Annotated in this window: 24 protein-coding genes; 10 read left to right on the top strand and 14 right to left on the bottom strand. The window is 60.9% G+C overall.

The features are described 5' to 3' along the window. Nucleotides 1-163 precede the first annotated feature (163 nt). The 7 genes from AC4GMC_RS06060 to deoC all read right to left on the bottom strand — a co-directional run bounded on the left by AC4GMC_RS06060 (nucleotide 164) and on the right by deoC (nucleotide 9,515). Nucleotides 164-1,726: an ABC transporter ATP-binding protein gene (locus AC4GMC_RS06060; protein ID WP_487876530.1), complete on the bottom strand. Its 1,563-nt coding sequence runs from the start codon at nucleotides 1,724-1,726 to the stop codon at nucleotides 164-166. Further along, a complete protein-coding gene (locus AC4GMC_RS06055) occupies nucleotides 1,723-2,538 on the bottom strand; it encodes an ABC transporter permease (protein ID WP_487876529.1) in 816 nt (271 codons plus the stop codon). The genes AC4GMC_RS06060 and AC4GMC_RS06055 overlap by 4 nt, the downstream gene beginning before the upstream one ends. Then, nucleotides 2,535-3,479: an ABC transporter permease gene (locus tag AC4GMC_RS06050; RefSeq protein ID WP_487876528.1), complete on the bottom strand. Its 945-nt coding sequence runs from the start codon at nucleotides 3,477-3,479 to the stop codon at nucleotides 2,535-2,537. The genes AC4GMC_RS06055 and AC4GMC_RS06050 overlap by 4 nt, the downstream gene beginning before the upstream one ends. A gap of 85 nt (nucleotides 3,480-3,564) precedes the next feature. Beyond that, the gene (locus AC4GMC_RS06045) at nucleotides 3,565-5,037 is read right to left on the bottom strand and encodes an ABC transporter substrate-binding protein (protein WP_487876527.1); all 1,473 of its coding nucleotides are present in this window, start codon (nucleotides 5,035-5,037) and stop codon (nucleotides 3,565-3,567) included. Between the two features lie 132 nt (nucleotides 5,038-5,169). Then, a complete protein-coding gene (locus tag AC4GMC_RS06040; RefSeq protein WP_487876526.1) occupies nucleotides 5,170-6,156 on the bottom strand; it encodes an NADPH:quinone reductase in 987 nt (328 codons plus the stop codon). An 11-nt stretch (nucleotides 6,157-6,167) separates the two neighbouring features. Then, nucleotides 6,168-8,495, bottom strand: a complete 2,328-nt coding sequence (locus AC4GMC_RS06035) for an aldehyde dehydrogenase family protein (RefSeq protein WP_487876525.1) — start codon at nucleotides 8,493-8,495, stop codon at nucleotides 6,168-6,170. Between the two features lie 15 nt (nucleotides 8,496-8,510). Next, nucleotides 8,511-9,515: a deoxyribose-phosphate aldolase gene (gene deoC / locus AC4GMC_RS06030; RefSeq protein WP_487877457.1), complete on the bottom strand. Its 1,005-nt coding sequence runs from the start codon at nucleotides 9,513-9,515 to the stop codon at nucleotides 8,511-8,513. 198 nt (nucleotides 9,516-9,713) lie between these two features. On the opposite strand from deoC, the gene rpe reads away from it, so the two are divergent. Further along, complete coding sequence (rpe, locus tag AC4GMC_RS06025; protein ID WP_487877458.1) at nucleotides 9,714-10,436, top strand: ribulose-phosphate 3-epimerase; 723 nt, start codon at nucleotides 9,714-9,716, stop codon at nucleotides 10,434-10,436. Here rpe and AC4GMC_RS06020 read toward each other — a convergent pair. The 4 genes from AC4GMC_RS06020 to AC4GMC_RS06005 form a co-directional block, all read right to left on the bottom strand. Next, nucleotides 10,433-10,759: a hypothetical protein gene (locus tag AC4GMC_RS06020; protein ID WP_487877459.1), complete on the bottom strand. Its 327-nt coding sequence runs from the start codon at nucleotides 10,757-10,759 to the stop codon at nucleotides 10,433-10,435. The two genes, rpe and AC4GMC_RS06020, sit on opposite strands and share 4 nt — an antisense overlap. 90 nt (nucleotides 10,760-10,849) lie before the next feature. Then, on the bottom strand, nucleotides 10,850-11,512 hold the full coding sequence (locus tag AC4GMC_RS06015; protein ID WP_487877460.1) for a GntR family transcriptional regulator: 663 nt from the start codon (nucleotides 11,510-11,512) through the stop codon (nucleotides 10,850-10,852). Continuing rightward, complete coding sequence (locus tag AC4GMC_RS06010) at nucleotides 11,509-12,537, bottom strand: Gfo/Idh/MocA family protein (RefSeq protein ID WP_487877461.1); 1,029 nt, start codon at nucleotides 12,535-12,537, stop codon at nucleotides 11,509-11,511. The genes AC4GMC_RS06015 and AC4GMC_RS06010 overlap by 4 nt, the downstream gene beginning before the upstream one ends. Beyond that, the gene (locus tag AC4GMC_RS06005; RefSeq protein ID WP_487877462.1) at nucleotides 12,534-13,610 is read right to left on the bottom strand and encodes an isocitrate/isopropylmalate dehydrogenase family protein; all 1,077 of its coding nucleotides are present in this window, start codon (nucleotides 13,608-13,610) and stop codon (nucleotides 12,534-12,536) included. Before AC4GMC_RS06005 ends, AC4GMC_RS06010 begins: the two co-directional genes overlap by 4 nt. Before the next feature lie 93 nt (nucleotides 13,611-13,703). On the opposite strand from AC4GMC_RS06005, the gene AC4GMC_RS06000 reads away from it, so the two are divergent. The 7 genes from AC4GMC_RS06000 (at nucleotide 13,704) to AC4GMC_RS05970 (ending at nucleotide 20,108) form a co-directional block, all read left to right on the top strand. Then, complete coding sequence (locus AC4GMC_RS06000) at nucleotides 13,704-14,009, top strand: putative quinol monooxygenase (protein ID WP_487877463.1); 306 nt, start codon at nucleotides 13,704-13,706, stop codon at nucleotides 14,007-14,009. Further along, a complete protein-coding gene (locus AC4GMC_RS05995; protein WP_487877464.1) occupies nucleotides 14,006-14,845 on the top strand; it encodes an N-acyl homoserine lactonase family protein in 840 nt (279 codons plus the stop codon). Before AC4GMC_RS06000 ends, AC4GMC_RS05995 begins: the two co-directional genes overlap by 4 nt. Nucleotides 14,846-15,210: 365 nt before the next feature. Beyond that, nucleotides 15,211-16,263 (top strand): TRAP transporter substrate-binding protein, encoded by a 1,053-nt coding sequence (locus AC4GMC_RS05990; protein ID WP_490391440.1) that lies wholly within the window; start codon nucleotides 15,211-15,213, stop codon nucleotides 16,261-16,263. A 149-nt stretch (nucleotides 16,264-16,412) separates the two neighbouring features. Then, the gene (locus AC4GMC_RS05985; protein WP_487877466.1) at nucleotides 16,413-17,204 is read left to right on the top strand and encodes a TRAP transporter small permease subunit; all 792 of its coding nucleotides are present in this window, start codon (nucleotides 16,413-16,415) and stop codon (nucleotides 17,202-17,204) included. A 12-nt stretch (nucleotides 17,205-17,216) separates the two neighbouring features. Next, nucleotides 17,217-18,665: a TRAP transporter large permease gene (locus tag AC4GMC_RS05980; protein WP_487884351.1), complete on the top strand. Its 1,449-nt coding sequence runs from the start codon at nucleotides 17,217-17,219 to the stop codon at nucleotides 18,663-18,665. 210 nt (nucleotides 18,666-18,875) lie between these two features. After that, entirely contained in the window at nucleotides 18,876-19,472 is a 597-nt protein-coding gene (locus tag AC4GMC_RS05975; protein ID WP_487878534.1) for a copper chaperone PCu(A)C, read from the top strand. A gap of 24 nt (nucleotides 19,473-19,496) precedes the next feature. Next, nucleotides 19,497-20,108, top strand: coding sequence for an SCO family protein (locus AC4GMC_RS05970; RefSeq protein WP_487878535.1), 612 nt, complete (start codon nucleotides 19,497-19,499; stop codon nucleotides 20,106-20,108). 434 nt (nucleotides 20,109-20,542) lie between these two features. Here the strand turns inward: AC4GMC_RS05970 and gltX are convergent, their stop codons facing one another. Then, nucleotides 20,543-21,868, bottom strand: a complete 1,326-nt coding sequence (gene gltX, locus AC4GMC_RS05965) for a glutamate--tRNA ligase (RefSeq protein WP_487878536.1) — start codon at nucleotides 21,866-21,868, stop codon at nucleotides 20,543-20,545. A gap of 137 nt (nucleotides 21,869-22,005) precedes the next feature. Here gltX and AC4GMC_RS05960 point away from each other — a divergent pair, with 137 nt between their 5' ends. Together AC4GMC_RS05960 and AC4GMC_RS05955 are read left to right on the top strand one after the other, a co-directional pair. Then, nucleotides 22,006-22,932 (top strand): MBL fold metallo-hydrolase, encoded by a 927-nt coding sequence (locus AC4GMC_RS05960; RefSeq protein ID WP_487878605.1) that lies wholly within the window; start codon nucleotides 22,006-22,008, stop codon nucleotides 22,930-22,932. A 205-nt stretch (nucleotides 22,933-23,137) separates the two neighbouring features. Further along, nucleotides 23,138-24,736: a DUF6798 domain-containing protein gene (locus tag AC4GMC_RS05955; protein WP_487878606.1), complete on the top strand. Its 1,599-nt coding sequence runs from the start codon at nucleotides 23,138-23,140 to the stop codon at nucleotides 24,734-24,736. On the opposite strand, the gene AC4GMC_RS05950 is transcribed toward AC4GMC_RS05955, so the two are convergent. Both AC4GMC_RS05950 and AC4GMC_RS05945 read right to left on the bottom strand, forming a co-directional pair. Continuing rightward, nucleotides 24,718-25,110: a GtrA family protein gene (locus tag AC4GMC_RS05950; protein WP_487879100.1), complete on the bottom strand. Its 393-nt coding sequence runs from the start codon at nucleotides 25,108-25,110 to the stop codon at nucleotides 24,718-24,720. The genes AC4GMC_RS05955 and AC4GMC_RS05950 overlap by 19 nt on opposite strands. After that, nucleotides 25,110-25,858, bottom strand: a 749-nt coding sequence (locus AC4GMC_RS05945) for a class I SAM-dependent methyltransferase (protein ID WP_487884350.1), incomplete at its 5' end; no start/stop codon positions are given. The genes AC4GMC_RS05945 and AC4GMC_RS05950, both read right to left, overlap by 1 nt.

Below are 25,858 nucleotides of genomic sequence, written 5' to 3'. Positions count from 1 at the left end.
GCGCCTTTACCAAACTTACATCAAAGCGCGCCCTAACCCGGCGCGCTTTTTCCTTTGGTTCTTAACTACTCTGGAGGTGGCCCAAAGGGCCGGGGGCAAAGCCCCCCTATACCGGGTCAAACGCGCCAGCGCGCCACGTTTCAGACAATACACAGCGAAACTCTCAGTCAGTTAGCCACGCGTCTGGGATCACTGGGGCCGCTTCGATCAATGCGGCGGTATACGCCGTATGTGGGCTGGCAAATACCTCTTGGGTTGGCCCTTCCTCCACAATACGACCCGCTTTCATCACCATCACGCGGTCTGTAATCGCGCGCACAACGGTTAGATCATGACTGATAAACACATAACTTAATCCCAGTCGCTCTTGCAGATCGCTCAACACATCCAGCACCTGCGCCCGGACCCGCACATCTAGGGCCGATACCGCCTCATCAAGGATCAGAACTTTGGGGCGGGTGATCAAAGCACGGGCAATCGCAATGCGCTGCCGCTGCCCGCCCGAGAACGCATGGGGGTACTTGTCCGCATCACTGGCCATCAGGCCCACGGCCTCAAGTGCGGCAATCACTTGCGCGTCCGCATCCGTTGGCCGACCCGTCAAATGAAACGGCTCCGCGACCAAATCGGCAACCCGCCAGCGGGGGTTAAAACTGCCGTACGGGTCCTGAAACACGATCTGCTGTGCGGCGCGTGCCTCATGCGGCATCTTTGGGCTGACGGGTGTGCCGAGCAACGTAACATGCCCCGCATCTGCATCCTCTAGCCCCAGCAACACCCGCGTCAGTGTCGATTTCCCACAACCCGATTCCCCAACCAGTCCAAGGCTCTCACCTGCGTTGAGAGTGAAACTCACCCCATCAACGGCCCGTGTGGCACCATAGTGGCGCGCCACGTCGCGGGCCTCCAGCACGGGCGCGCCGATGTCGCTGCTCGCCACCCGTGGCGCGGGCCGCGAGGCCGCTAAAAGTGCGCGCGTGTAGGGGTGGCGCATCGCTCGAAACAGGGCTTCGGTGCTGTCGCTCTCAACGATTTGGCCTGATTTCATTACGGCCACACGGTCCGCCATACCCGCAACAACGCCCAGATCATGGGTGATCAACAACAGCGCCATCCCTTCTTCCCGCACAAGGGTGCGGAGTAAATCAAGGATCTGCGCCTGCGTCGTGACATCCAACGCGGTCGTTGGCTCATCCGCGATTAGCAGCTTTGGGTGCAGCGCAATGGCCAAGGCGATGCACACGCGCTGACGCTGCCCGCCCGACAATTCATGCGGGTATCTGTCCAAGCCGATATGGCTCAATCCGACCCGGTCTAGCCGGTCCCGCGCAATCGCGCGTGCCTCTGCCCGGGTGGTGCGCCGGTGCACGCGGACGGTTTCTGCCACTTGCGCCCCGATGGTGTGTACGGGGTTCAGCGCGGTCATAGGTTCTTGGAAGATCATTCCAACGTCGCGGCCTCGCATCCGGCAAAGCGCGCGTTCGGGCAGGGCGGTTAGGTCAGACCCCTCCAATCGAACGGCCCCTCGCTTGTCGCTGCCATCCGGCAGCAGGCCCATGATCGCAAGGGCCGTCAACGACTTGCCCGACCCACTTTCACCCACCAATCCCATGACCTCTCCGCGCGCGATGTCAAACGACACGTCTCGCAAAAGGTCAGCACCTTGGATCGCGACGCTCAACCCGTCGATCGTCAGCACTGCGGGGCAGGGGGCCAAGGTCTTCACATCCCCGCCTTCCGCAACCGCGGATCCAGCGCGTCGCGCAACCCATCGCCCATTAAATTCAGCCCTAAAACCATCAGCACAATCGCCATACCCGGCAGGATGGCCAACTGCGGCTCGGTATAAATCATCGTCTGCGCATCCGCGAGCATCCGGCCCCAGCTTGCGGTCGGGGGCTGCGCCCCTAGGCCCACATAGGACAGCGCGGCCTCCGCCAAAATGCCCAGCGAAAACTGTATCGTTCCCTGCACGATCAAAAGGTTCGCGATGTTGGGCAGGATATGCTCGGCGCTGATCCGGATCCGTCCTTTGCCGGCAACCCGCGCGGCAAGAATATAGTCCAACGTCCACAACGGCAACGCGCCGCCCCGCGCGACACGCGCAAACACGGGGATGTTGAATATGCCAATCGCCAAAATCGCGTTCACCGCTGATGCCCCGAAAACTGCGGTGATCAGAATGGCGATGACCAGCGACGGAAAGGCAAACACCAGATCGTTGCCGCGCATAATCATTTCATCCAACCACGTCCCGCGATAGGCCGCCGCCGCCAAGCCAAGGGGCACGCCGAACACAATACCGATGCCAACCGCGATCAATGCCACGGCGATAGAGGTCCGCGCCCCCGCCATCAACATCGCCACCATGTCGCGGCCGAAATGGTCCGTACCCAGCCAGTGGCTGGTGCTTGGAGGCTGCAACCGGCCCGCGATATCCAGCACCGTGACGTCATACGGCAACCACAACAGCGACACAGCCGCCAAGCCGACAAACACCGCACTCAACACGGCCCCAATGACCAACGAAACCCTCATCTGCGCCGCAACCGCGGGTCAGCAACGGTATAGGCGAGGTCCACCAAAAAGGTCACCATGATGACCGCGAATACCAACAGCATCGTCACCGATTGAACCACGATCAGGTCGCGCTGGGTGATCCCTTGAAAAATCAGCCGCCCCAAGCCAGGCAAAAAGAACACGTTCTCAATGATGATGGCGCCCGCCAACAGGAACGAAAACTGTAGGCCCAAAATCGTTAACACCGGGATCATCGCATTACGTAGCGCATGGCGCACCACAGTGGCCCGGCGCGACAGGCCCTTGGCCCGCGCGGTTCGGATATAATCTTGGTCCAACGTGTCCAACAAAGCGGATCGCAACACCCGCGCAAGGATCGAAGCTTGCGGCAACGCCAACGCAATCGCGGGCAATAAAAGCGCGCGAACCCCAAGCCATAGCCCCGCGTCCCAACCCGGAAATCCCCCAGCCGAGACCCAACGCAACTTCACTGCAAACACCAACACCAATATCATCGCGAACCAGAAATTCGGCACTGCGATGCCCAGCTGTGTGCCGCCCATGATCCCCCAATCGGCCGCACCGCCACGCCGCGCAGCCGCAATCAACCCAACCGGGATCGCGATGACACTCGACAACACCAAGGCCATCACAGCCAGCGGCGCCGACACAACAATTCGCTCAGAAACCAACTCCGCCACAGGCACGCGGTAGGTGTAGGACGTCCCAAAGTCGCCGCCCAACATGCCGCTGATCCACGCCAAATAGCGCACCACCAATGGGCCCTCTAAACCCAACTCTGCCCGCAACGCCGCCAGCGTGTCCTCACCGGCATTCATGCCCAGCATGAACATGGCCGGGTCACCCGGCACCGCCTGCAACATGACAAAAATCACGACACTCGCCGCAATTAACGCCAGCAACAGCGAAACGGCCCGTCGACCCAATGCTCGCATCATCGCAGCACTCTCACCGCATGAACACAATGCGGCGCGCCCAACGTCTTTGGTTCATAAATATCCCCGCCGGAGGCGAGTTCCCGCCTCACGGACCTGCGCGCCAACTGACCCCAGTCAGGTCATTGGCTTGGGTGGGTGCATTCTGCCAAAGGCCCTCAATCCGGCTGTCCGCCACACCGGTTTTGGCCAGCTGGAACAAGTAACCATTCACGTAGTCCGCCGCGATCATCTTTTGCGCGTCTTGCAGCAGGGCTGTACGCGCCTCAGGGGCCGCAGTCACATCCAGCGTTTCCATCAACTCCTGAAAGCCGGCGTTGTCGTACTGAAAATAATACTCCGGACGGGCATAGATATTGATGTCGGCAGGTTCCGTGTGGCTCACGATTGTTAGGTCAAAATCCTTGCCGCGAAACACTTGCTCCAGCCACTGCGCCCATTCCATGTTGGTGATCTCCGTCGCAATTCCCACGGCGCGTAATTGGCTGGCGATGATCTCGCCCCCGCGCCGGGCATAGGATGGCGGTGGCAGCGCCATGCGCAGGGTCAGGTCCGTGGCGCCGGCCTCTGCCAGCAACGCGCGGGCCATGTCCGGGTCATGGGCTGAGCCGCCCGTAAGGTCCACGTAATCGGGGTTGTGCGGCGCAAAATGGGTTCCGATGGGCGTGCCGTATCCAAACATCGCACCGTCGATAATCGCTTGGCGATCAATCGCATGGCTGATCGCCTTGCGCACCCGCACATCCGTCAAATTGGCGTTGTTCATCGCGAGGATCGTCTCCCCCTCGGTTGAACCAACGATGACCGAAAATCGGGGATCGGCGTCAAAATTTGCAAGCGTTTCGGGTGCCGGAAACACCGGAAACGCATTTACATCGCCCGCCATCATCGCCGCAAATGCCGCATTCGGGTCCGAAATGAACTTGAACGTCGCGCGCATCAGTGCAGGGGACGCGCCCCAATAATCGTCGAACCGCTCCAGCGTGACGCTGTCACCCTTGGCCCATTCCACAAACCGAAACGGTCCGGTCCCGACGGGCTGCGTCGCGTTTGTGTCCACGCTTTCAGGGGCCACGATCACCGCATCACCCCACGCCATGTTGAATGCAAAATTACCGTTGGGCGCGTCCAGAGCGATGACAACAGTGGTCGCATCCGGCGCACTTACATCCGTGATCCCTGCAAATAACGCCTTTTGCGCGTTGGTGCTGTCCTCGGCCCGTGCTCGGTTCAGTGAAAACACAACATCCGCACTGTCCATCACAGTCCCATCGTGGAACACGACGCCGGGGCGCAGATCAAATGTCCACGTCAGCCCGTCCTCCGATACGCTCCAGCTTTGGGCCAGTCCGGGCACAACCGCCCCGTCCGAGGCAAACCGCGTGAGCCCCTCAAACAGGTTGGCGTAGGTCACCTCATCAATGGCTGCCGCCGCGCCGCCCGTTGGGTCAAGGTTCGGCGGTTCTAACTGCATGCCGATGATGATGCTGTCCTGCGCGGCCCACGCACCGGATGCCATCAAGGCAAATGCGGCCACGGACATCTTGAGGGTTTGGGTCATGAGGTGTCTCCCGATTGGTTAACGGGAGTTTATGCGATGCGCCTCACTTGCCGCAAGCGGCTCTATCCGAACCGCGACATGAGGTCAGACCCCGCGCATGACGATCCCCCCAAGTGAGGGTTGCTTCACCCACTACATGCGCAGCAAAACCGACCCCGCCCGTTTACCGGCCGCCACAGCCTCGTGCGCTTGGGCACAAGCCTCAAGCGGTAGCACCTCTGCAACGCGCGGCGTCAGCGTGCCGGCCTCAAGCAAGGTGTTCACATGGCCAATGGCCTGCGCGCGTTGGGTGGGCGTCAGCAGATAGATCAATGCCAATTCCAAGGTCACCGCTTTGAACATTAACGGATAAAAGGGCAGCATTGGTGTCATCTCTTGGGCTGATCCATAGGCCACGATCCGCCCGTTCTCTGCGATGACGGCGGTGTTCACGGCAAGGTTTGTGCCGAACTCAACCTCGACAATTTGCTCAACAGGGGCGCCGTTATTTGCCGCGAGGATCTGCTCGGCAAGGTCGGATGCTGTGTAATCCAGCACCGTGTCGGCCCCGGCAGCGCGCGCGGCCTCCATGCCTGGCCCACGGGCCGTCGCGATCACGCGCGCCCCGGATTGCACCGCGATTTGCACCGCCAAATGTCCAACAGTGCCCGCGCCTCCCGAAATCAACAGCGTTTTGCCCGCAACGGGGCCGTTGCCCAGCACCACATGTGCCGCCGTCATCGCCGGAATGCCCAGTGTCGCGCCGTGCTCAAAGCTGACGGTGTCGGCCAAGGGCATGGCTTGGGCGGCGGGTAGGGCGATGTATTCGGCGGCCGTGCCAAACGCGCGCTGCCACTGGCCATTCCAGACCCAAACGCGCTGGCCCACGCGGGCCGCGTCTACGCCATCGCCCACGGCCTCAATCACGCCCGCGCCGTCGGAATGGGGAATGATGGTGGGAAAGGGCGGCTTGGTCACACCGGGCCGTCCGCCCGCGCGCGCCTTAACATCCGACGGGTTCACGCCCGAGGTGTGCAACCGCACCAAAACCTCACCGGAGGCAGGGTCCGGGGTGGGCAGATCGGCCAAGACCAAAACATCAGACGAAGGGCCGAACCGGTCATAAGTAATTGCGCGCATTGTGTGGTTCCTTATTCGCCGTAGGGCACCCAGATGGTTTTCACCTCTGTGGCGGCCTCTAGGAAACGGTCCATTTGGGGCGCGCCAAAGTCATGTGCCTGCCCGTAATTAACCCATGTCCGCTTTAGGTTGCCCGCCGCCTCACGCTCAATCACGCCCGAGATATCCGCGCTTGAGAATGACCAACACGCGTCCACCTCCATGTGGCCTGCCAAATGGGGGGCAAGGTCCGCGTGCGACCCGGTCAGGATGTTAACCACACCGCCGGGCACATCGGACGTATCCAGGACTTGATAGAAATCCGTGGCTGTTAACGGCGCGGTTTCGGGGGCGGCCAGCACCAGCCGGTTGCCCATCGCCATTGCCGCACCCACCACCGACATCATCGCAAGCAGCGGCGTTTGTTCGGCGGCAAAGGCACCGATCACCCCAACAGGCCCCGGCATACCCAACGCGATCCCTCGGATCGGCACGCCCGCCGCGCGGCCCTCATACTTGTCGGCCCATGCCGCGCAGGTGAACAGCCGATCAAGGGCCGCCTCAACCTCTGCCGCGCCGTCTTGGCCGGTTTGGGCGTGCAACCGGGCCGCGAATTCATCGGCCCGCGCGGATAGGTTTTCCGCCATATAGTACAGGATTTGCGCCCGCAGATGGCCGCTGGTCTTGGCCCAGCCGTTGGCTTTTGCCGCGGCTTCCACGGCGTTACGGATGTCTTTGCGATTGGCCTCGGCCACTTCGCCCAGACAGGCCCCCTTAGGGCCGAACACGCCGCGTACATATCCGCCGTCAGGTCGCGCCTGCTTGCCGCCGATATACAGTTTGGGCGTGCGGTCCAGCGGATCTGCCGCCGTCATTGTCCCGGTGTTAAGGCTCAGCGCAGGCAGCTTTTTCGCTTTGCCCACAGGCTTGGTATAGGCGCGCAGCCCGGCCCAGCCGCCCTCCCGGCCAAAACCGCTTTCTTTCATGCCGCCAAAACCCGCAGCCGCGTCCATCAGGTTGGTGGCGTTCACCCAGATGATGCCTGCCTCCAGCTTGGGTGCCAAATCCAGTGCAAGGTTCACGTTCTCGGTCCACAGCGACGCGGCCAGCCCGTAGCGGGTGTTGTTGGCCAATTGCACCGCCTCCACCGGGGTGCGGAAGGTGGTCGATACTAACACCGGGCCAAAGATTTCTTCCTGCATCAAGGGGTCCGATGAATGCAGGCCCGTGATCAGGGTGGGGGGGTAATAGGCGCCGGTCTGGGGCACAGGGCCGGCCTGATACACTTCGCCTTGGGTCTGCGCGACCAAGGCCGCAACCCGCGCGCAATCCGATGCGGCGATCAACGATCCGACGTCGATGCATTTGTCCAGCGGGTCGCCCACCCGCAGCCCGTCCATGCGGACCTTCAGCTTGTCATGGAAGCGGTCCGCGATCGCCTCATGCACCAGTAGCCGTGCGCCCGCACAGCACACTTGCCCACCGTTGAACCAGATCGCATCGACCAATCCTTCGACGGCGGAATCGATGTCCGCATCGTCGAACACGATGTACGGGGACTTGCCGCCCAGCTCTAGGGTCAGGGCTTTGCCGGTGCCGGCGGTCGCCTCGCGGATGGCGCGGCCGACGGCGGTTGATCCCGTAAAGGCCACTTTGTCCACGCCCGGATGCGCCACGAGAGCCGCGCCCGTTTCCCCGTCGCCGGTGACGATATTCAGCACGCCCTTGGGCAGCCCGGCGGCCTGCGCGAGTTCCGCAAACATCAACGCGGTCAGGGGGGTCTGCTCTGCGGGTTTGAGCACGACTGTGTTGCCCATGGCCAAGGCTGGGGCGATCTTCCACGCCAGCATCAACAGTGGAAAATTCCACGGGATGATCTGACCGCAGACGCCAATTGCTTTTCGCCCGGGCAGGTCTTCGGCCATCAACTGCGCCATCCCGGCATGATAGTAAAAGTGTCGCCCCACCAAGGGCAGGTCGATATCACGGCTTTCGCGGATCGGCTTGCCGGTATCGAGCGTTTCTAACACTGCCAATGCGCGGGCGTGTTTTTGGACTTGCCGGGCCAGCGCATACAAATGCCGCGCACGTTGATGACCGGACAAAGCGGCCCATTTGGGCTGGGCGCGGCGGGCGGCTTTGACGGCGGCATCCACGTCCGCAGCCGTGCCTTGGCTCACCTCCGCAAGGATTTCGCCTGTGGCGGGGTTGTGGGTCTTGAACCCGGCGCCCATCACCTGCGTGCCATCAATGACGTGACCAAAGGGGGCCTTGGCGGCAAGCCACGCGCGGACCTCTCTGTCCGCCTCGGGCGCGGGGCCATATTCTAAAGTTTCAAAGATATCAGCGACGTCTGTCATGGTCTTCATCCAAAATTAGCCCATTGGGTGGCGGTGGCTGGCGGAATAACGCCCGGTGACGTGATGCTCTAACTGCCGCTCAATATCATTCAAAAGGGATGACGCGCCGAACCGGAACAGGTCCGGTTGCAGCCAGCGCGGCCCCAATTCATCGCGGATAAGGGCCATGTAAACCAAGGCGTCTTTCGCCTTGGATATCCCGCCCGCAGGCTTGTAACCAACCTTGTGTCCGGTGCGATCCGCATAATCGCGGATCGCGCGCAGCATCACCAGTGTAACGGGCAGGGTCGCGTTCACGGGCTCTTTGCCGGTAGAGGTTTTGATGAAATCTGCGCCCGCCATCATGCACACCAATGATGCACGCGCCACGTTGCGCAGGCTGCCCAATTCGCCCGTCGCAAGGATCGCTTTAACATGGGCATCGCCACACGCCGCGCGGTAGGCGCACATTTCATCATATAGCGCCTGCCAATCGCCGGTCAGCACGTGACGCCGTGAAATCACGATGTCAATCTCGGCGGCACCCGCCGCGACGCTGGCCTCAATTTCGGCGATGCGTGTGTGAAAGGGCGACAGCCCTGCGGGAAATCCCGTGGACACAGCAGCCACCGGAATGCCACTGCCCTGCAACGCATCGACGGCGGTGGCGACCATTTCATGGTAAACGCAGATCGCACCAGTGGTCAGTGGCGGCAGGCCGAGGGCTGTGTTCAGATCGCCGCGCAAGGGCTGGCGGCCCTTGGCACATAGCCGCCGCACCCGGCCCGGCGTGTCATCGCCCGACAGTGTGGTCAGATCGATCAACGTGATCGCCCTGGCCAGCCACGCCGCTTGATACGCCTTTTTGACAGACCGACGACCGGGCAAAGTCGCGCAGCGCCGCTCAATCGCCGAGGTATTGGCCTGCGCGCGCGCAACCCAATCCAGATCCAGCGGCATGCCGGGATTGCGGGGCAGGGTCACCTGCGGCAGTTGGGGGGCGGTGCCGGTGGCGGCGGGCGCGTGGGTTTGCGTCTGCATGGCGGGCCTTTGACGATGACTGTAAACCAGCCAAAAGCGTCGCATGGGTCCGAAGGACATGCAACCTGTGACGTTGGGCCTATGCTGGGGGCTATGGTTGCGCGCGTGCTTGAACCGGCCACATCGCTTGCACTGCGCCCACCCCTCGGTCTAGAGGGGGCGCAACCGACCCGAGCACCCCTCTCAGGAGCCTGCCCCATGACCAACCTCTCTGCGACACCCAAACCCATCATCCCGTTCGACCGTACGACCAAAATCGCGCCATCGATCCTTGCGGCTGATTTCGCCAATTTCGGTGCGGAATGCGCCGCCGTTGAGGCGCAGGGCGCCGACTGGATCCACGTTGATGTCATGGATGGCCACTTTGTGCCCAACATCACCTTTGGCCCCGCCACCTGTGCTGCGATCCGTCCGCACATCAAAACGGTAATGGACGTGCACCTGATGATTGCGCCGGTTGATCCCTACATTGAGGCCTTTGCCGACGCCGGTGCCGATATCCTGACGGCCCACGTTGAGGCAGGCCCCCACATCCACCGCACGCTTCAGGCGATCCGTGGTGCAGGCGTCAAAGCGGGTATCGCGCTGAACCCTGCGACCCCTGCAAGCGCTGTGGAATACCTTTTGGACATGGTCGATCTGGTCTGTGTGATGACCGTGAACCCCGGATTTGGTGGTCAAAAGTTCATCCACTCACAGATTGAGAAAACCCGCCAACTGCGCGCTATGATCGGCGACCGGCCCATCCACATCGAGATCGATGGCGGCATCACGCCCGAAACCGCACCGTTGATGACGGCGGCGGGGGCTGATGTGTTGGTTGCAGGCTCGGCGGTGTTCAAGGGCGGCTCGGTCACCAACCCCGCCCCCTACGGCGAAAATATCCGCGCGATCCGCGCCGCGTCCGAGGCTGTGGGCTAACGCCCCCCTGAGGGAAACGCGCCCTTACCGGCGGCCCACAACTGGCCCAAGGCGGCCACATCCGGGGCGTCGGTGCCAATGGCCGCGGCGTCCCGGGCCACTTCGGCAGCCAGCGCGCGGGCCCGGTTGGCTTGGTCCGTCGGATGGCCTTCGTGCTCAAACATATCTTCGATGGCGTCTGCGGCGGCACGAAACGCCGCACTTAGATCGGAGGCCGGCAGGTCATGGTAATTTTGCACAAGCCGCACCCCAAGGGCACGGCGCCCAGCCAAATCGTCATGCATGGCTTCGATGATAAACTCGACAACGTGGTCGATTGGCATGATGCGCCTGTGTGTTGTTCCAACAGCCCATAGTCTACACGCCAAACGCTAAGCGAAGTATAACGTAAACTGCGGCAGGCGCGTATGCGCCTATACCCGCGATGTGCCGTGGTTGCGGATCAGTTCCGTCAAAAGGGTTCGGGCGGCGTTCAAATGCTGCCCGTGTAGCCGTTGCGCCGTGGCGGCATCGCCCGCTTCAATGGCCTCTAGTACTGCTGCGTGACAGTCCAATGAAGCCGTGGGCAGGGGCCGGTGGTGCATCGTGGCCAAGCGCGCCCGCCGCACCCGGTCGGTATAGCGATCAAAGATCGTGACCAACTCGGGGTTGCCCGATAATTCGACCAAGGCGCGGTGAAAATCTTCATCCGCACTTGCCCAAGTGCCCATATCACGCACGCTCAGCGCGTAGCGCATGTTGCCAACGGCGCGCTGCAACTGCGCCAGATCCCCATAGGCGTGGGGGTGCCGGGCCGCGACGCGTCCAACGGCCACGATTTCCAGCGCCGTAAGGACCTCATAGATGTGGGCCATGTCCTCGACAGATATGCTTGCGATAGTGATCCCGTGGCGGGGGCGCACGGTGACAAGCCCAGAGGTTTGCAACCGCAACGCGGCCTCGCGGACGGGGGTGCGCGATAGCCCAAGGTGGGCGGCCAACTCAGCCTCGGTAAAGCGGGTGCCCGGCAGCATCCGGCCCGAAAAGATCTGCTCGCGCAGGCTGGTTTCGGCCAAATCGGTCAAGGTCTCGGTCATAGCGTTACTTTTCGTCCTTCGGCATCAGAGGCATAGCAGGCCGCCTCCATCCTTAGCACCTCTAGATAGTCTTGGGCAGTATTCTCCAACGGCGCACCTGTGGTCAGGGCATCGCGGACATGTATTTGCAACGCGCGCACACAATCACCGGCAAATCCGGGCCAATCGCGCCCCTCTAGTAGGCACTCTGCCTGGGTTCCGCGGGTTCCAAACCTGCGCAGATGCACCGCGCCGTCGCCCGTAAGGTGCAGGCTGGCTTGTGTGCCCTCGATCAAGGCCTCACCAAAGGTGCGGCGCGGGCTATCGGTATCAAAATCCAGCAATCGATTGCCGTCCAGCACGGCACGCGCGCCGCCCTGCCAGCCAAGGACAACATGGCCCGCATCCTCGCCTGCTATGGCGGGATTAAGACGGCGCAGATCGGCATAGATGCTCTGGGCAGGTCCCATCAAATAGCGGAACGTGTCCAGATAATGCACACCGGTTTCATGGATCAAAAGGCGTGGCATCGTTTGAAAGTACGGTTGCCGGTCCATATAGGCGTCGGGGCCTTGGCCATCGCCGGTGCGCAGCCGGAACGTTAGGTTCAGGACATCGCCCAATTGACCTGTGTCTATCGCGGCCTTCATTGTCCGAAACCACGGCTGAAACCGAAAGTTTTCGTGGATAATCAGCGGAATACCTGCGGCTTGTGCGGCATCCGATAGGGCTGTGGCCTCTGCCAATGAGGTGGCAAAGGGCTTTTGGCAGATCACCGCGCGGGGGCGGGCGGCCAGTGCCTGTGTGACGGTTGCATGGTGGCTGGGCGGCGGTGTGATGATGTCGATGATATCGGGGGCCGTGGCCGCGATCATCGTGCCGAGATCCGCAAAACCCTGCGCGCCGTGGGTCTGTGCGGCGGCCTGTGCGCGGGCGGGGTCCTGATCGGCGACGCCGACCAGTGTGCAGCCCTCCATGCTGGCCCATGCCGCGTGGTGGTGCTGCGCGAAATACCCCGCGCCAAGGCATGCAACGCGCAACGTCATAGCGCTGCCGCGACCGCGTCCGCGGCGGCCTCGGTTCCGCAGGTGCCGCCCAAATCGCGGGTGACATTGCGCCCCTCGGCCACCACGGCATCCACGGCGGCGCGTAGGCGGGCACCATCGGCGCGCAGGATGGGTGCGTCGTGGGTGTCGGCCAGCCAATCCAGCATCATTGCCGCCGATAGGATCATCGCAAAAGGATTTGCCACCCCTTGGCCCGCGATATCGGGGGCCGAGCCGTGGCAGGGTTGGAACACCGCGTGGTTTTCACCGATGTCCGCCGAAGGGGCGAGCCCAAGCCCCCCCATCAATCCCGCGCCCAAGTCCGACAGAATGTCGCCGAACATGTTCTCGGTTACCATCACGTCGAAAATCCACGGCCGATCCACCATCCACAACGCGGTTGCATCCACGTAGGCGTGGCCTGCGCCCAGATCTGGGTGTTGCGCCATTTCTGCATCGAAAATCTCACGAAAGAAAGCGAAGGCGCGGAAAACGTTGGCTTTATCAACACAGGTGACGTGGCCGGGGTGGCCTGCGGCTTTGCGTGTGGTGGCCAGACGTGAGGCAAAGCGCATCAATTTTTCCGAAGTCGCGCGGGTGATCCGCAGGGTTTCTTCGGCGTAGTCCTCAGTGACGTGGCCGGTGCCTTGGGTATGGAAAAGCCCTTCGGTGCTTTCGCGGATCAGGACGAAATCAACGCTTTGCCCGCCAGCAATCCGCAGGGGTGTGGGGGTGCCCGGTGTTATGCGCACGGGGCGCACGCCTGCAAACAGGTCAAACCGCTTGCGCAGATCAATCTGGGGCGAAATCTCGGTTCCGTCGGGATAGCGTACATCAGGCAATCCCATGGCGGACAATAGGATCGCGTCGGCGGCACCTGCGGCCTCAAGCGACGCGGTCGGCAGACTTTCGCCTGTGGCAGCGTAGTGCGCGGCGCCGGCGGGGCAGGGCACAAACCGCAGTGCATATCCCCCCGCTTGCGCAAGGCCTTCAAGCAAGCGCACTGTGGGGGCCATGATCTCGGGGCCGATGCCGTCACCTTCAAAAACTGCGATTTCAAATGTGGATTTCATGGAGCCTCACGTGTTGTGCCAGATTAGGCATTGATTGAACCGTCAATGTATACATTAATGTATACATTAATCTAGGCCCGGAGAAAGACACATATGTTCGCTGTCGTCGTCACGTTCGAAATCAAACCAGAGGCCGTCGCGGCCTTTACCGACTTGGTCTGCCACAATGCCGAAACGTCGGAATTGTTGGAACCCGGGTGCCACCAGTTCGATGTGTGCACGGACCCGGGCCGCCCAAATGAGGTGATGCTATATGAGCTGTATTCTGATCCGGCCAGTTTTGAAGCCCATTTGGCCAGCCCCCATTATCACGTGTTCAACGCCGCAGTTTCGGACATGGTCCGGCAAAAGACGGTGCTGACCTATGTGAATGTGCGCCAAGGCGGAGCAGCGGTATGACAACGGACGGACACGGAAACTGGGAGGTTCTGGCCGTAAAGTATGCGGAACGGAATGCCCGAACCCGCACTGATAGCTTTTTGTTCGACGCCGCCCACGATACCCCGCATGAGATGGACTATTACATCTGGGTTTTGCGACAGGGCGCGCGGGTGATTTTGGTGGATACCGGGTATGACGACCCCGAGGCAACGCGCCGCGACCGGCCCATCCAAATCGACCCACGCACCGCGCTAAAGCCTTTGGGCATTGCTGCAGAGGACGTCACGGAGGTGATCGTTACGCACCTGCATTATGACCACGCAGGTGGCTTGCACCTGTTTCCTAACGCCAAGCTGCATCTTCAAGCGGCTGAGATGGCTTTTGCGACGGGCCCTTGCATGTGCCACGACGCGTTGCGGATGCCGTTCACGGCGGACCACGTGTGTGAGGCGGTCAAACGAGTGTTCGCGGGGCAGGTGCAGTTTCATGACGGCAGTGCCGAGATTGCAGATGGCGTGCGATTGCACTGCATCGGGGGGCATTCAAAGGGGTTGCAGGCGGTTCAGGTGCGCACGCAGGCCGGGTGGCTGTGCCTCGCGTCGGATGCGGCGCATTATTATGAGAACGTTTTTAGCGGCAAGGTGTTCCCGCTGGTTGTGGATGTGGATGACATGTTGGCCGGGTTCGACACGCTCAAGTCGTTGGTGTCTGCGCCGGGGTTGATTGTGCCGGGCCATGACCCGCTGGTGCGGCAGGTTTTTCCCCGCTGGCGAGAGGGTGCGGACATCTGGCGGCTGGATGCGGGACCCGTCGCGGCGGATGCGGATTGGTTAAACTCTATTACCGATTCGTAAAGGTCCGTTCGATTCGAGCTTGGCGCCTAGCGCATAGCCGGTTGTCCCTGATTGCATACCCAGTAACCCGTAGGTCGTCACCACAATTGAAGGCGTAAACCATGCCGTTAGCGAAAACATTATCGGGGTGCTGCGATTGACCCGATACGCCTGTCGGTCTAAAAGTGCCATGGGAGTGGGGTATCGGCGCAATTTTTGTATCGATACTGAGCAATGGGGAGACATTATCCTGCACGATGGCCCGCTAAAGGCGCATTTCACTGTCGTAAGACATATGCGCTAGGTGCGATCGGTCCCTAGTCAACGCCTTGCCAAATCGGTAAGGAAACTTCACCAAAACCTATGTTCCACGGGAGGAACTCCACATGAAACTGAAATCAATCGCGCTGAGCACTGTGACCGCGCTTGCCGTTACAGGCACCGCAGCACAGTCCCAAGAAGTGTTCGAGATGACCACAGCGTTCGGTAAGAACCTGCCAATCCTCGGCACTGGCGCCACCGACTTTGTCGCCAAGATCAATTCGATCTCCACTGAAGTGGAATTCGAGCACTTCGATCCCGGTGAGCTGGTCCCCGCTCTGGAAGCCCTCGACGCTGTGTCGTCCGGTTCCGTAGACGCGGCCTACACCACTGCTGGTTACTGGCAGGGTAAAATCCCCGCAGCATCGCTGTTCTCCGCTGTGCCTTTCGGCCCAGAAGCTGGCGAATTCCTTGGCTGGATGCTGTACGACGACGGTCTGGAACTGTTCCAGCGTATGTACGTTGAAGCTGGCTTTAACGTCCACGTTCTGCCCTGTGGTGTGACTGCACCCGAGACATCCGGCTGGTTCAAGAATGAGATCAACTCGATCTCCGACCTTGAAGGTCTGAACATGCGCTTCTTCGGCCTTGGTGCAGAAGTCATGCAGCGTCTTGGCGTGTCCACATCGCTTCTGGCTGGTGGTGATATCTTCCCCGCGCTGGAGCGTGGCGCGATCGATGCGACCGAATTCTCCATGCCCGTCATCGACGCGCGTCTCGGCTTTTATAACATCGCGAAGTACAACTACTTCCCCGGCTGGCACCAGCCCGCGACGATCTATGAGCTGATGATCAACCGCGACCGTTGGGAAGATCTCGACGAAACTTCGCAAAACCAGATCGAAATCGCGTGTCTCGCAAACCTGACGACCAACTACGCAGAAGGCGAAGCCACAAACTTCCCCGCCATGGTCGACAACGTTGAAAACCAAGGCGTGACCATCAAACAGTGGTCGCCCGAGATCCTCGAAACATTCGAGACCACATGGAACGAAGTGGCTGCAGAGCTGGCGTCCGAAGATGCATACTTCAAAGAAGTGTGGGACGATCTGCAAGAGTACCGCGCAGGCTACAAAACCTGGGGTAACTCGATCTACCTGCCACGCCCACGCAACTAATTGCGTCGCACTTTGAGCGCGCGGTAACGCGGGCCTAAAGCCAAAGACCTTGGGCCGGGCGATCCTGAAATAGCGGACCGCCCGGCCTTTTTTATCAGACCCCCTGCCATGCCCGCTTGAAAAAGAGGCATGCAAAACGGAGCAGACAGATGGAGAACCAAGAGCCCGTCGTGGCCATTTCCGACCCTGGTGAGGTTGGTCGTGCCGCGCACAACGCCGGTGACCGCGCCATCATCCAGATTTCGAATGTTTTTGCGTGGCTGTTCCCGATCCTGATGGTTGCCATCGTGGCGCAGGTTATCCTGCGGCAGTCCGGTTTTAACCAAGCGTGGTTGGATGATTTGCAGTGGTGGCTGTATGGTGCCGCCGTTCTGATCGCCATCGGTTATGCCGTGACAACCAATGGCCACGTGCGCGTGGACATCTTTTACGACAACTACGCCCCTGAAAAGCAGGCCAAGATTGATTGTTTTGGGTTGGTTTGGCTGTTTTTGCCATTTGTGATCCTGTGCTGGGATCTGACGGTCCATTACGCCATTGCCAGTGTTGCTGCGATGGAGGGATCCTCCAGCCCCAACGGCCTGCATAACCTGTGGATTTTGAAGTGTTTTATGAACGTGAGCTTCATTTTCGTGGGTGCTGCGGCGTGGTTCACTTATACCCGCCGGTTGGCCACCTTGTGTGATGCGGTTCTGTGGAAAAAGCTGTTCTATGCGTTTCCGTCGATCATGTTCTTGGTGAACTTGGCCGTCTATTACGCAAGCTGGTGGTTCATCTATTTCACCTCCGAGGAGGGAACGACCTTCCGCCAAGTGACCCGTGCCGACTATTTCGATGAGATCGAGTGGGGTCCGTTTGAGACCGCCCCTTCTGTCGCCATCGCGCTTGTCCTGACCCTTGTGCTGATTGGTGCCGCGCGCGCCATGGCCCCTAAATCGTAAGGCTCCAATATCATGGGTATCCTTGAAGTCCTGGGGGCGTTTATCACCCTCAACGAAATCGCCGTGCTGGCGATGTTCCTCACTTTCATCTTCCTGCTGTTTCGCGGTGTGCCGGTGGCGTTCGCGCTGGTGGGTGTATCGCTGATCTTTGTGCTGATCGCAGAGATTTTCCTTGATCCGTTCCGGTCCAATTTCCGCGATGTGATTGAGTTTGACCGCACGGGCATCGATTACCAACGCCTTGGCGCGCTGGGGTCGCGGCTGTTCGGTAATATCGTGCAGAACCCTGTGTTGGTCGCGCTGCCGATGTTCATCTATATGGGCCTGATGCTGGATCAATCCGGCGTGGCGCAGCGGATGATGCACGCGATGCAAAAGCTGTTTGGCGGGCTTAAGGGCGGTTTGTCCCTGACGGTTCTGCTGATCGGGATCATCCTTGCGGCTTCGACCGGGGTGATCGGCGCGTCGGTGACGCTGCTGGGTGTGATGGCCCTGCCTGCGATGATGAAGCAGAACTACTCCAAGCCCATTGCGACTGGAACGATTGCCTCTGCTGGCACGTTGGGGATTTTGATCCCGCCGTCGATCATGTTGGTGATCATGTCGGATCAGCTGGCCATTTCGCTGGGTGACTTGTTCATGGGGGCGTTGTTCCCCGGGCTGTTGCTGGGCGCGCTGTATATCACGTTCATCGTGGTGTTTGGCCTGATCTCGCCCAGTTCGATGCCTGCGCCCGAGAAAACCGATGAGGTTGGCTGGCCCGTGGTCAAGGAAGTGTTGCTGGCTGTTGTCCCGCCCATGTTCCTGATCCTGCTGGTGCTGGGTTCGATCTTTGCGGGTATCGCTACGCCGACCGAGGCCTCTGGTCTGGGTGCGTTTGGGGCGACGATGCTGGCGGTGCTGAACCGCAAGCTGAACTTCAAAGTCTTTGTTGAAGTCGCACGGTCCACTCTGAATACGGCGGGTTACATCGTGGGGATCTTCCTTGCGGCGAACTTCTTTGCCTTTGTTCTGCGTCGTTACGGCGGTGATGAGATCATCGAAAACCACATCTTGGGCATCTTTGATAACCCCTACATGATCGTGGCATTCATCCTGTTCCTCGTGTTCCTGCTGGGCTTCTTGCTGGACTGGATCGAGATCACGATCATCATCATGCCGTTGATGTTGCCGATCATTCAGGGCCTTGAGTTGGCTGTGCCGGGCTTTGGTCAGGTGCAAGACCCCGCTGTGGTGTGGTTCGCGATCCTTGTGGCGGTGACGTTGCAAACCTCGTTCCTGACCCCGCCGGTTGGCTTTGCGTTGTTCTACCTAAAGGGCGTGTGCCCTCCCGGTGTCTCGCTGAGCCATATCTACAAGGGCGTGATCCCGTTCGTTCTGTTGCAGTTGTTGGGGCTGGGCGTTGTGTTTGCCTTCCCCGCACTGACGACATGGTTGCCATCGGTGGCCTACGGAAACTAGCGCCAGCACCGATCTGATGAGACATGAAAACCGCGCCTTTCGGGGCGCGGTTTTTTCGTGGGCGCCGCCCTGCGACACGCCGTCCCTTTGGTCTTGAACCACCGATAGGATCACGCCATATCTGCCCCAAGCAAAGCGCGGACTGCCACCCGCGCGGCGTGCATTGGCCCTGGATCGGACGCCCGGGGCGTAAAATAAGAGGATACTCCTATGTGGAAACCTGCGTCTTATGCGCTGGCTTCGGCTGTTTGCCTTGGCCTTCTCACTCCCGCCACTGCCCATCACGATGGCGCGCACGCAAGTGCCGTCGCGGGGAATGTGACAAGCTCCGGCAAAGTCGGCATGAGCCACGGTGAACTGGCCGAGGCCAAGGTCGGTGATATCATGGTCACGAATGCGATGATCCGTGCAACCCCGCCCGCGGCGCCTGCCGCCGGTGGCTTTGTGACGTTGCACAATATGGGTGCAACGGATGACACGCTCATCGCCGCCCGTGTGGGTGCAGATGTCGCCGCTAAGGTCGAGCTGCACACCATGGAGATGGACGGCGACATCATGCGCATGTTCGAGGTCGAAGGCGGCATCGCGCTGCCCGCTGGTGAAATGGTCCAGCTGGTTCCCGGAGGGCTGCACATCATGTTCATGGGGCTGCCTCAGGGCCTAGACGCAGGTGTTAGCCACGATGTGACACTGGTGTTCGAAAACGCAGGTGAGGTCACATTGCCCTTTGCCGTGCTGCCTCTGGACCAAGTGCGCAAGATGATCGGCGCTGATGGTCACGGAAACCACGGCGACAAACACAACTAGCCAACCGCTCGGGAGGGCAGAGACATGTCGAAACGAATGTTGACGATCCTGTTGGGGCTGTCGGTTGGTGTGCTGGCGATTTCGGCAGGGCTGCTGTTGCGGGTCGTGTGGGATAGCCGCGCGGGTACGGGGACGGGCAGTTTGGCCACCTCGGTGGAGTTCGGCGCGCCGTTTTCACTGATGGATCACACAGGTGCCGAGATCACCGAGGCCGCATTCGTAGGCCAGCCAAGTTTGCTGTTCTTCGGGTTCACCCATTGCCCCGAAATCTGCCCGACCACGGTCTATGACATGGAAACATGGTTCCAAGACCTTGGCCCTGCTGCCGCAGATGTTGAAGCTTTTTTTGTGACAGTGGACCCAGAGCGGGACACGTCAGAGTTCCTGTCGGACTATTTGACGGCACAATCGGACCGGGTGACAGGCATCACGGGCACGCCCGAAGATGTTTGGGCTATGGCGCGTAGTTGGCGGGTCTATTGGCAGAAACGGCCTCTGGGCGATGGCGATTACACGCTCGACCACTTTGCGTCGATCTATGTGCTGGATGCGAATGGTAAGCTGTTCGAAAAGATCAGCTATGGCGAAGACGCGGACAGCGCAAAAGCGAAGATCATGGCGGCGGTGAGTGGCTAGACCCTACGGGTTGCGCCGCGCTTCGCGCGTCGCTGTGGATATTTAAAAACCAAAGAGGGGGGCGCTGCAGATTGTGGCGCCTCTTTTTCTTGAAGATTGAGCTTGGTCTGTCAGGCCCTCGCAGCGCGCAAGTCTCCGCTACGCCGGAGGGCCTTCCTTCTTCGGTTACGGTCATCGGCGTCCCCGCCTGTACCGCCCCGTCACCGTGAACCAACGATCTTAATAACGTGTTAAGGTTAATCGCTTCTTTGGTTCTTAAATATCCAAAATAGCGCTGAAGATGGGGCAACGTCCTCAATGTTTTGCGCGCGCAAGGTCCACTTCGCGGATGAACGCGGCCTTAGGTCGTGACGATTAAGGTTAGGTATGAATCGCTGTATGTCAGGGTAGCTCCAACGCGCTATGGTGAGCGCGTTGGACTTTTGTCTTTACTGTTATGGCTGCGGTGGCGCGATTTGGAACAGAGCCATGACGTCGCTCATGTCAGGCCCGCGCTCGCGGCCGGTGACGGCCTTGCGCAGGGGCATGAACAGTCCTTTGCCTTTGCGGCCTGTGGCTTCTTTGACGGCTGCGGTCCATGTGCTCCACGTCGTGTCGTCGTAGGGTGCGGAGGGCAGGAGGTCGAAGGCTGTCGCGACGAACGCGGCGTCTTCATCGTCTACGATTGGGGTCGCGCCGTTTTGGAACATCGCCCACCACGCGGCCATGTCCGCGCGGGTGGTGATGTTTTCACGCACGACGCGCCAGAACCGATCAGCCTGATCGCTGGGCACGCCGAGGCTGGCAATGTCAGAGGCCACGGCCTCTAGTGGCAATGACGCAAGGTGACGGGCCGTGATGGGGAAGAGGTCGTCCTCATCAAACTTGGTTGGGGCGGCGCCAAAGCGGGTCACGTCGAAGTTTTCCACCAGTTCCTCAACGGATGTGCGGAGCTCAAACGGATCAGACGAGCCGAGGCGTGCCATGTGCGACAGGAGCGCCATTGGCTCTACGCCGCGGGCACGCAGATCGCGCAGGGACAGTGTGCCCAACCGTTTGGAAAGTGCCTCACCCTGTGGGCCCGTCAGCAGCGAGTGGTGCGCAAAGTTGGGCACCGCGCCGCCGAGAGCTTCGATGATCTGGATCTGGGTCGCGGTGTTGGTGACGTGGTCTGAGCCGCGCACAACGTGTGTCACGCCCATTTCCGTGTCATCGACAACCGAGGCCAGTGTGTACAAGAACTGGCCATCGCCGCGGATCAGGACGGGGTCCGATACGGAGGCTGCGTCAATCGACATCTCACCCAAGATTTGGTCAGCCCACTCGATGCGGGTGTGGTCCAGTTTGAACCGCCAGACACCGTCGCCGCGTTCGGCGCGGAGGGCGTCTTTTTCAGCATCGCTTAGCGCGAGGGCTGCGCGGTCGTAGACCGGGGGCTTGCCCATGTTCAGTTGCTTTTTGCGCTTGAGGTCTAGCTCAATCGGCGTCTCGAACGCCTCATAGAACCGGCCCTTGGCGCGCAGGTCGTCGGCGGCGGCCACATAGCGTTCCAGCCGCGAGGATTGTGTTTCAACCCGGTCCCACGCCAAGCCCAGCCATTCGAGGTCTTCTTTGATCGCGTCGGCGAATTCGGGTTTGGACCGTTCGGGATCAGTGTCGTCGAGGCGCAGGATAAATGTCCCGCCCGCCTTGCGCGCGATCAGGTAGTTGAACAGCGCGGTGCGCAGGTTGCCGACGTGCAGGTAGCCCGTGGGCGAAGGGGCAAAACGGGTGGTGGTCATGGGGGACTCCTTTGGGCGGGGATGTGTCATGCGCGCGCGCCGATGTCCAGTGTCACGGCTTTGTGTGCGGATCTGGGGCGGGACTGTGCGGGCCGATGCGCTATGTGTGTTAAAAGACATTTATTAGGGAGAAACCCATGACAACTTTTACCCGTCGCCAAGCCTTGGCAGCCTCTGCTGCGTTACCCTTTGCGGGTGCGGGTGCAACCACTGTTGCTGCCCAAGGCATGACTGACAAGCTGGGCAATACGCAGCCCACGTTCCATCGCTTTGCCGTCGGCGAGATGGAAGTGACCGCCCTGTTGGGAGGCACCCGCACCGTTGAAGAGCCGCAGGGTATTTTTGGCATGAATGTCGATGAAAAGACGTTCTCTGAGGCATCGGCGCAGGCGTTTATCCCTGACGATAAGGTGCAGTTCTTTTTCAATCCAACGGTTGTAAACACGGGCTCAGAGCTGATCCTGTTTGACACTGGTTTTTCGGGTGAAGGGATATCGGACCTGTTGGAGCAGGCGGGATACAGTGCCGATGCGATCGATAAGGTCGTGATCACCCATACCCATGGCGACCACATCGGCGGATTGACCCGTGAAGATGGGACGCCGACGTTCGCCAATGCTTCGTACCTGACGGGGCGGGTCGAATTTGACACGATGTCCGGCACGGGGAACGAGGGTTTTGACGCCAAGGTCGCCCCCTTGGCCGACCAGATGACCTTTCTGGAGGAAGGCGGGGCCGTGGCGTCGGGCGTGACGGCGATGGCGATGTTTGGCCATACGCCGGGTCACATGGGTTACATGATCGAGAGCGCGGGGCGGCAGTTGCTTTTGACGGCGGATTTGGCCAACCACTATGTCTGGTCACTTGGCTATCCCGATTGGGAGGTGCGGTTTGACCGTGATAAGGCCGCGGCTGCCGCGACCCGCCGCACCATTCTGGGCATGTTGGCGGCCGACAAGCTGCCGATGCTGGGCTATCACATGCCGTTCCCCGGTGTCGGTTTCGTCGAGCCGCGCGATGATGGGTTCCGTTACACGCCCGCGACCTATCAGTTCATGCTTTAGGGCCTTTGGCGCTTTAATATTGAGGGCCAAGCTGCTGGGCGGCTTGGCCTTTTTTGTGCCCATTTCACGTGGCGACTGTGGCCGCTGTGTCAACGCGCCCGCGTATTGTAGTGGCACGCAAGGATGTAGACTTGGCACAGGCCCCTTGCACGGCCACAAAAGTCGTATGGAAATCCGGTCCGCCCTTATTGCAGGAGTGTTCGCCGTGGCATTTGGGCTAATGGCCCATGCGCTTGTGGGGCATGTGCCGTTTCCGTTTGGCGATGATTTCGCCTATGCGCCCTTGGCTGAATACAAAATGAACGACGCGCTGTTTGCCCGCGATGATCAGCTGCGGATGTTTGCCAACCACGCGCTTGTCTATGAATGGCTGTACTGGATGGGGCAAAACGGTCCGGGCCTTGGGCCTGTGTTTCATGCGGCGGTCATTGCGTTGGCGGTTGTGTGTTCGGGGGCGATGATGGCCGCACTTGGTGGGTTTGGCGCGCCGGTGATGGCCTTGCCGGTGGTGCTGGCGCTGGGGGTTTTGGGGTCACTAGACGGGTTGGGGCGCGGTGATTTTGGCGGCTTGATCGGCGCATTTTTCCACCACCACAATGTGGCTTTGGCCTGCGTGCTGTTGGCTGTTGTCGCCGCGTTGGGGCGGCGTGTTGGGGTGGCGGGCCTGTGTCTGGCGGGGGCTGCCTATGCCCAGCCGATGACCGCGATCCACGGGGCGTGGATTGTGGGGTTGGGGGTGTTGTTCGCGCAGCCGCGCGCCACGTGGAGGCTGGCCTTTGTGGCATTGATCGCGGCGTTGCCTGCGGTGTGGATTGTGGGGCGCGGGGTCTTGGCGGGTGGCGGGGCTGATGTGGCTCAGATCGACTTGATCACCGATGCCTACCGGTTTCGGGCGCCGCACCATTACGATCCGCTGTGGAGAGATATTGGAGTCACGACGCTGTATCTGTTGGCGGGTTGGATCGGTGCTGCGTTAATTGCGGGGGCGGACCGTTGGCTGGGACGTTTTGGTGTGGGTTTGATGGTGGCCTTTACAGTCCTGCATGCGGTGACGGTGGTGGTCTACAAGCTAGGGGTTGGCGAAACCTCGGCCCTGTTTATCCTAGATGCCAATCGCTCCACCCCGCTGGTGTTTGTGTTGGGGCCGGTGTTGGCAGTGGCGGGCATGTGGCGCGGGGGGGCGGGGCCCGCCAGCCTGAGCGGTGCGGTGGTTTTGGCGGCGATCATGGTTGTAAACGGCAGCGCGGCGGGGGCCGTGATGTTGGCAGCGGGGGTTGCGATATTGTTCATGCACCGGGCCGCGTGGGCCCCGCGCGCCGCGACAGTGGGTGCGTGTCTGGCGGTGCCGTTGGTGTTTCCGCCCGCGACCCTGCCGCTCTTTGTGCCCGCAGAGACCCGGGATGTACTGGCGCAAATCCGTGCGCAAACGCCCCAAGATGCGCTGTTCGTGATTCCTGTGGGGCTGTCATCGTTTAGGCACTATGCGCAGCGCAGCGCCTATGTGGATTTTAAGCTGTTTTCTGTTGCCCAGCCCGCGCAGGCGGCGTTGACGCGTGCGCGGATTGATCAAGTGTTGGCCCCGAGAGCCGAGCATGCCGAGGCCATCGGCTGGCCCGCGATTGCCCTATGGGATGAGGATCAGAGGCAGGCTGGCACGTGCGACGCGATGAGTGCGATCCTGCGGGCCACTGGGGCGGATTATTACGTGCGCGCAATGGCCCCCGAGGAGGTGCCGCCCACTTGCGAGGGGCTGGCGCGGCCCATCACGGGGGCCACCCTCGCGGTTTATGGGGTGGTGGAATAGGCGGGTCGGAACACCCAGAATTTGCACATCAAGTAGGTGGACGCCGGCACCGTGAGCGCCACAACGCCCATCGTGACGACGAACGGCGCGCCGATCCAGACGGTCATTGCCTGGGTGATGGACGACGACACCATGAGCCCCAAAATTGCGGTCGCAAGAAAGCGTGGCCCGTGAAACCCATGGCGTAGGGCCGTGTCGAACACCAAACGCCCGTGTCCAAAGTACGACAACAGCACGGCGGCGCAGAACCCGGCGGTATTGGCCATTTGTGGCGCGAACGTCAGGGCATGTGCCGCCACCAGCGCGACCCCCACATGGACGCCCGTCGCGAGCGCGCCAATACTGGCAAAGCGTGTCAGTTGTGCGGCGCGCATCAGTCGGGGTTGGCGGATAGGACCGCGCAGAGCGAGAGGCCAAAGGGCAGGGCAAGGCGGCCCACAAGGTGGCGTTCAGCCGCAAAAACACTGCGCAGCGCGCTGTTGATCATGGGGGTGGGCAGTGCATCATCGACGGCATCGCTGCGCAGGACTGATTTAATCGCACGGCCTGCCACGGCGACGGGGAACAGCGCGGAGTTGAAGTAAAAGCTGCGCTCTACCCGCAGGCCTGCGTCGTTTGCGACCGCCTTGAGGCTGTTGCGCGTGTAGCGGCGGTAATGGTGGTGGCATGCGTCATGGGCGGACCACAGCCATGGAAACGCAGGCACCGTCATCAGGATGCGCCCGTCTGCGGCGAGTTTTGTGCGCAGGGCAGCCAGTGAGGCTTGATGGTCCTCGACGTGTTCAAGGACGTCAAACAGGCCGATCAGGTCGAACCTTTCGGACGCAAATGGAAGGGGGCCGGGCAATGCGCCCTCAGCTACGGATACGCCGCTTTTCTGGGTGGCGGTCGCGCGGGCGTCGTGGTCCAGCTCAAACGCGCGCAGGGTGCCAAAATCGCTCAGCATGTTGAGGTTGCCGCCGGTCCCGCAGCCCGCTTCTAGGATGCGGGGAGCATCGGGCAGGTCGATCATTCGGTCAATCACGGTGCGGATAATGGTGCGGCGCGCGGCGAACCACCAATGCACTTCTTCTTGTGCGGCCATTCTTTCAAAAACTGCTCGATCCATTAGTTTTGTCCCCC

It is taken from the genome of Thalassobacter sp. (genome assembly GCF_982993085.1).
This window is presented reverse-complemented; position numbering and strand designations above follow the sequence as displayed.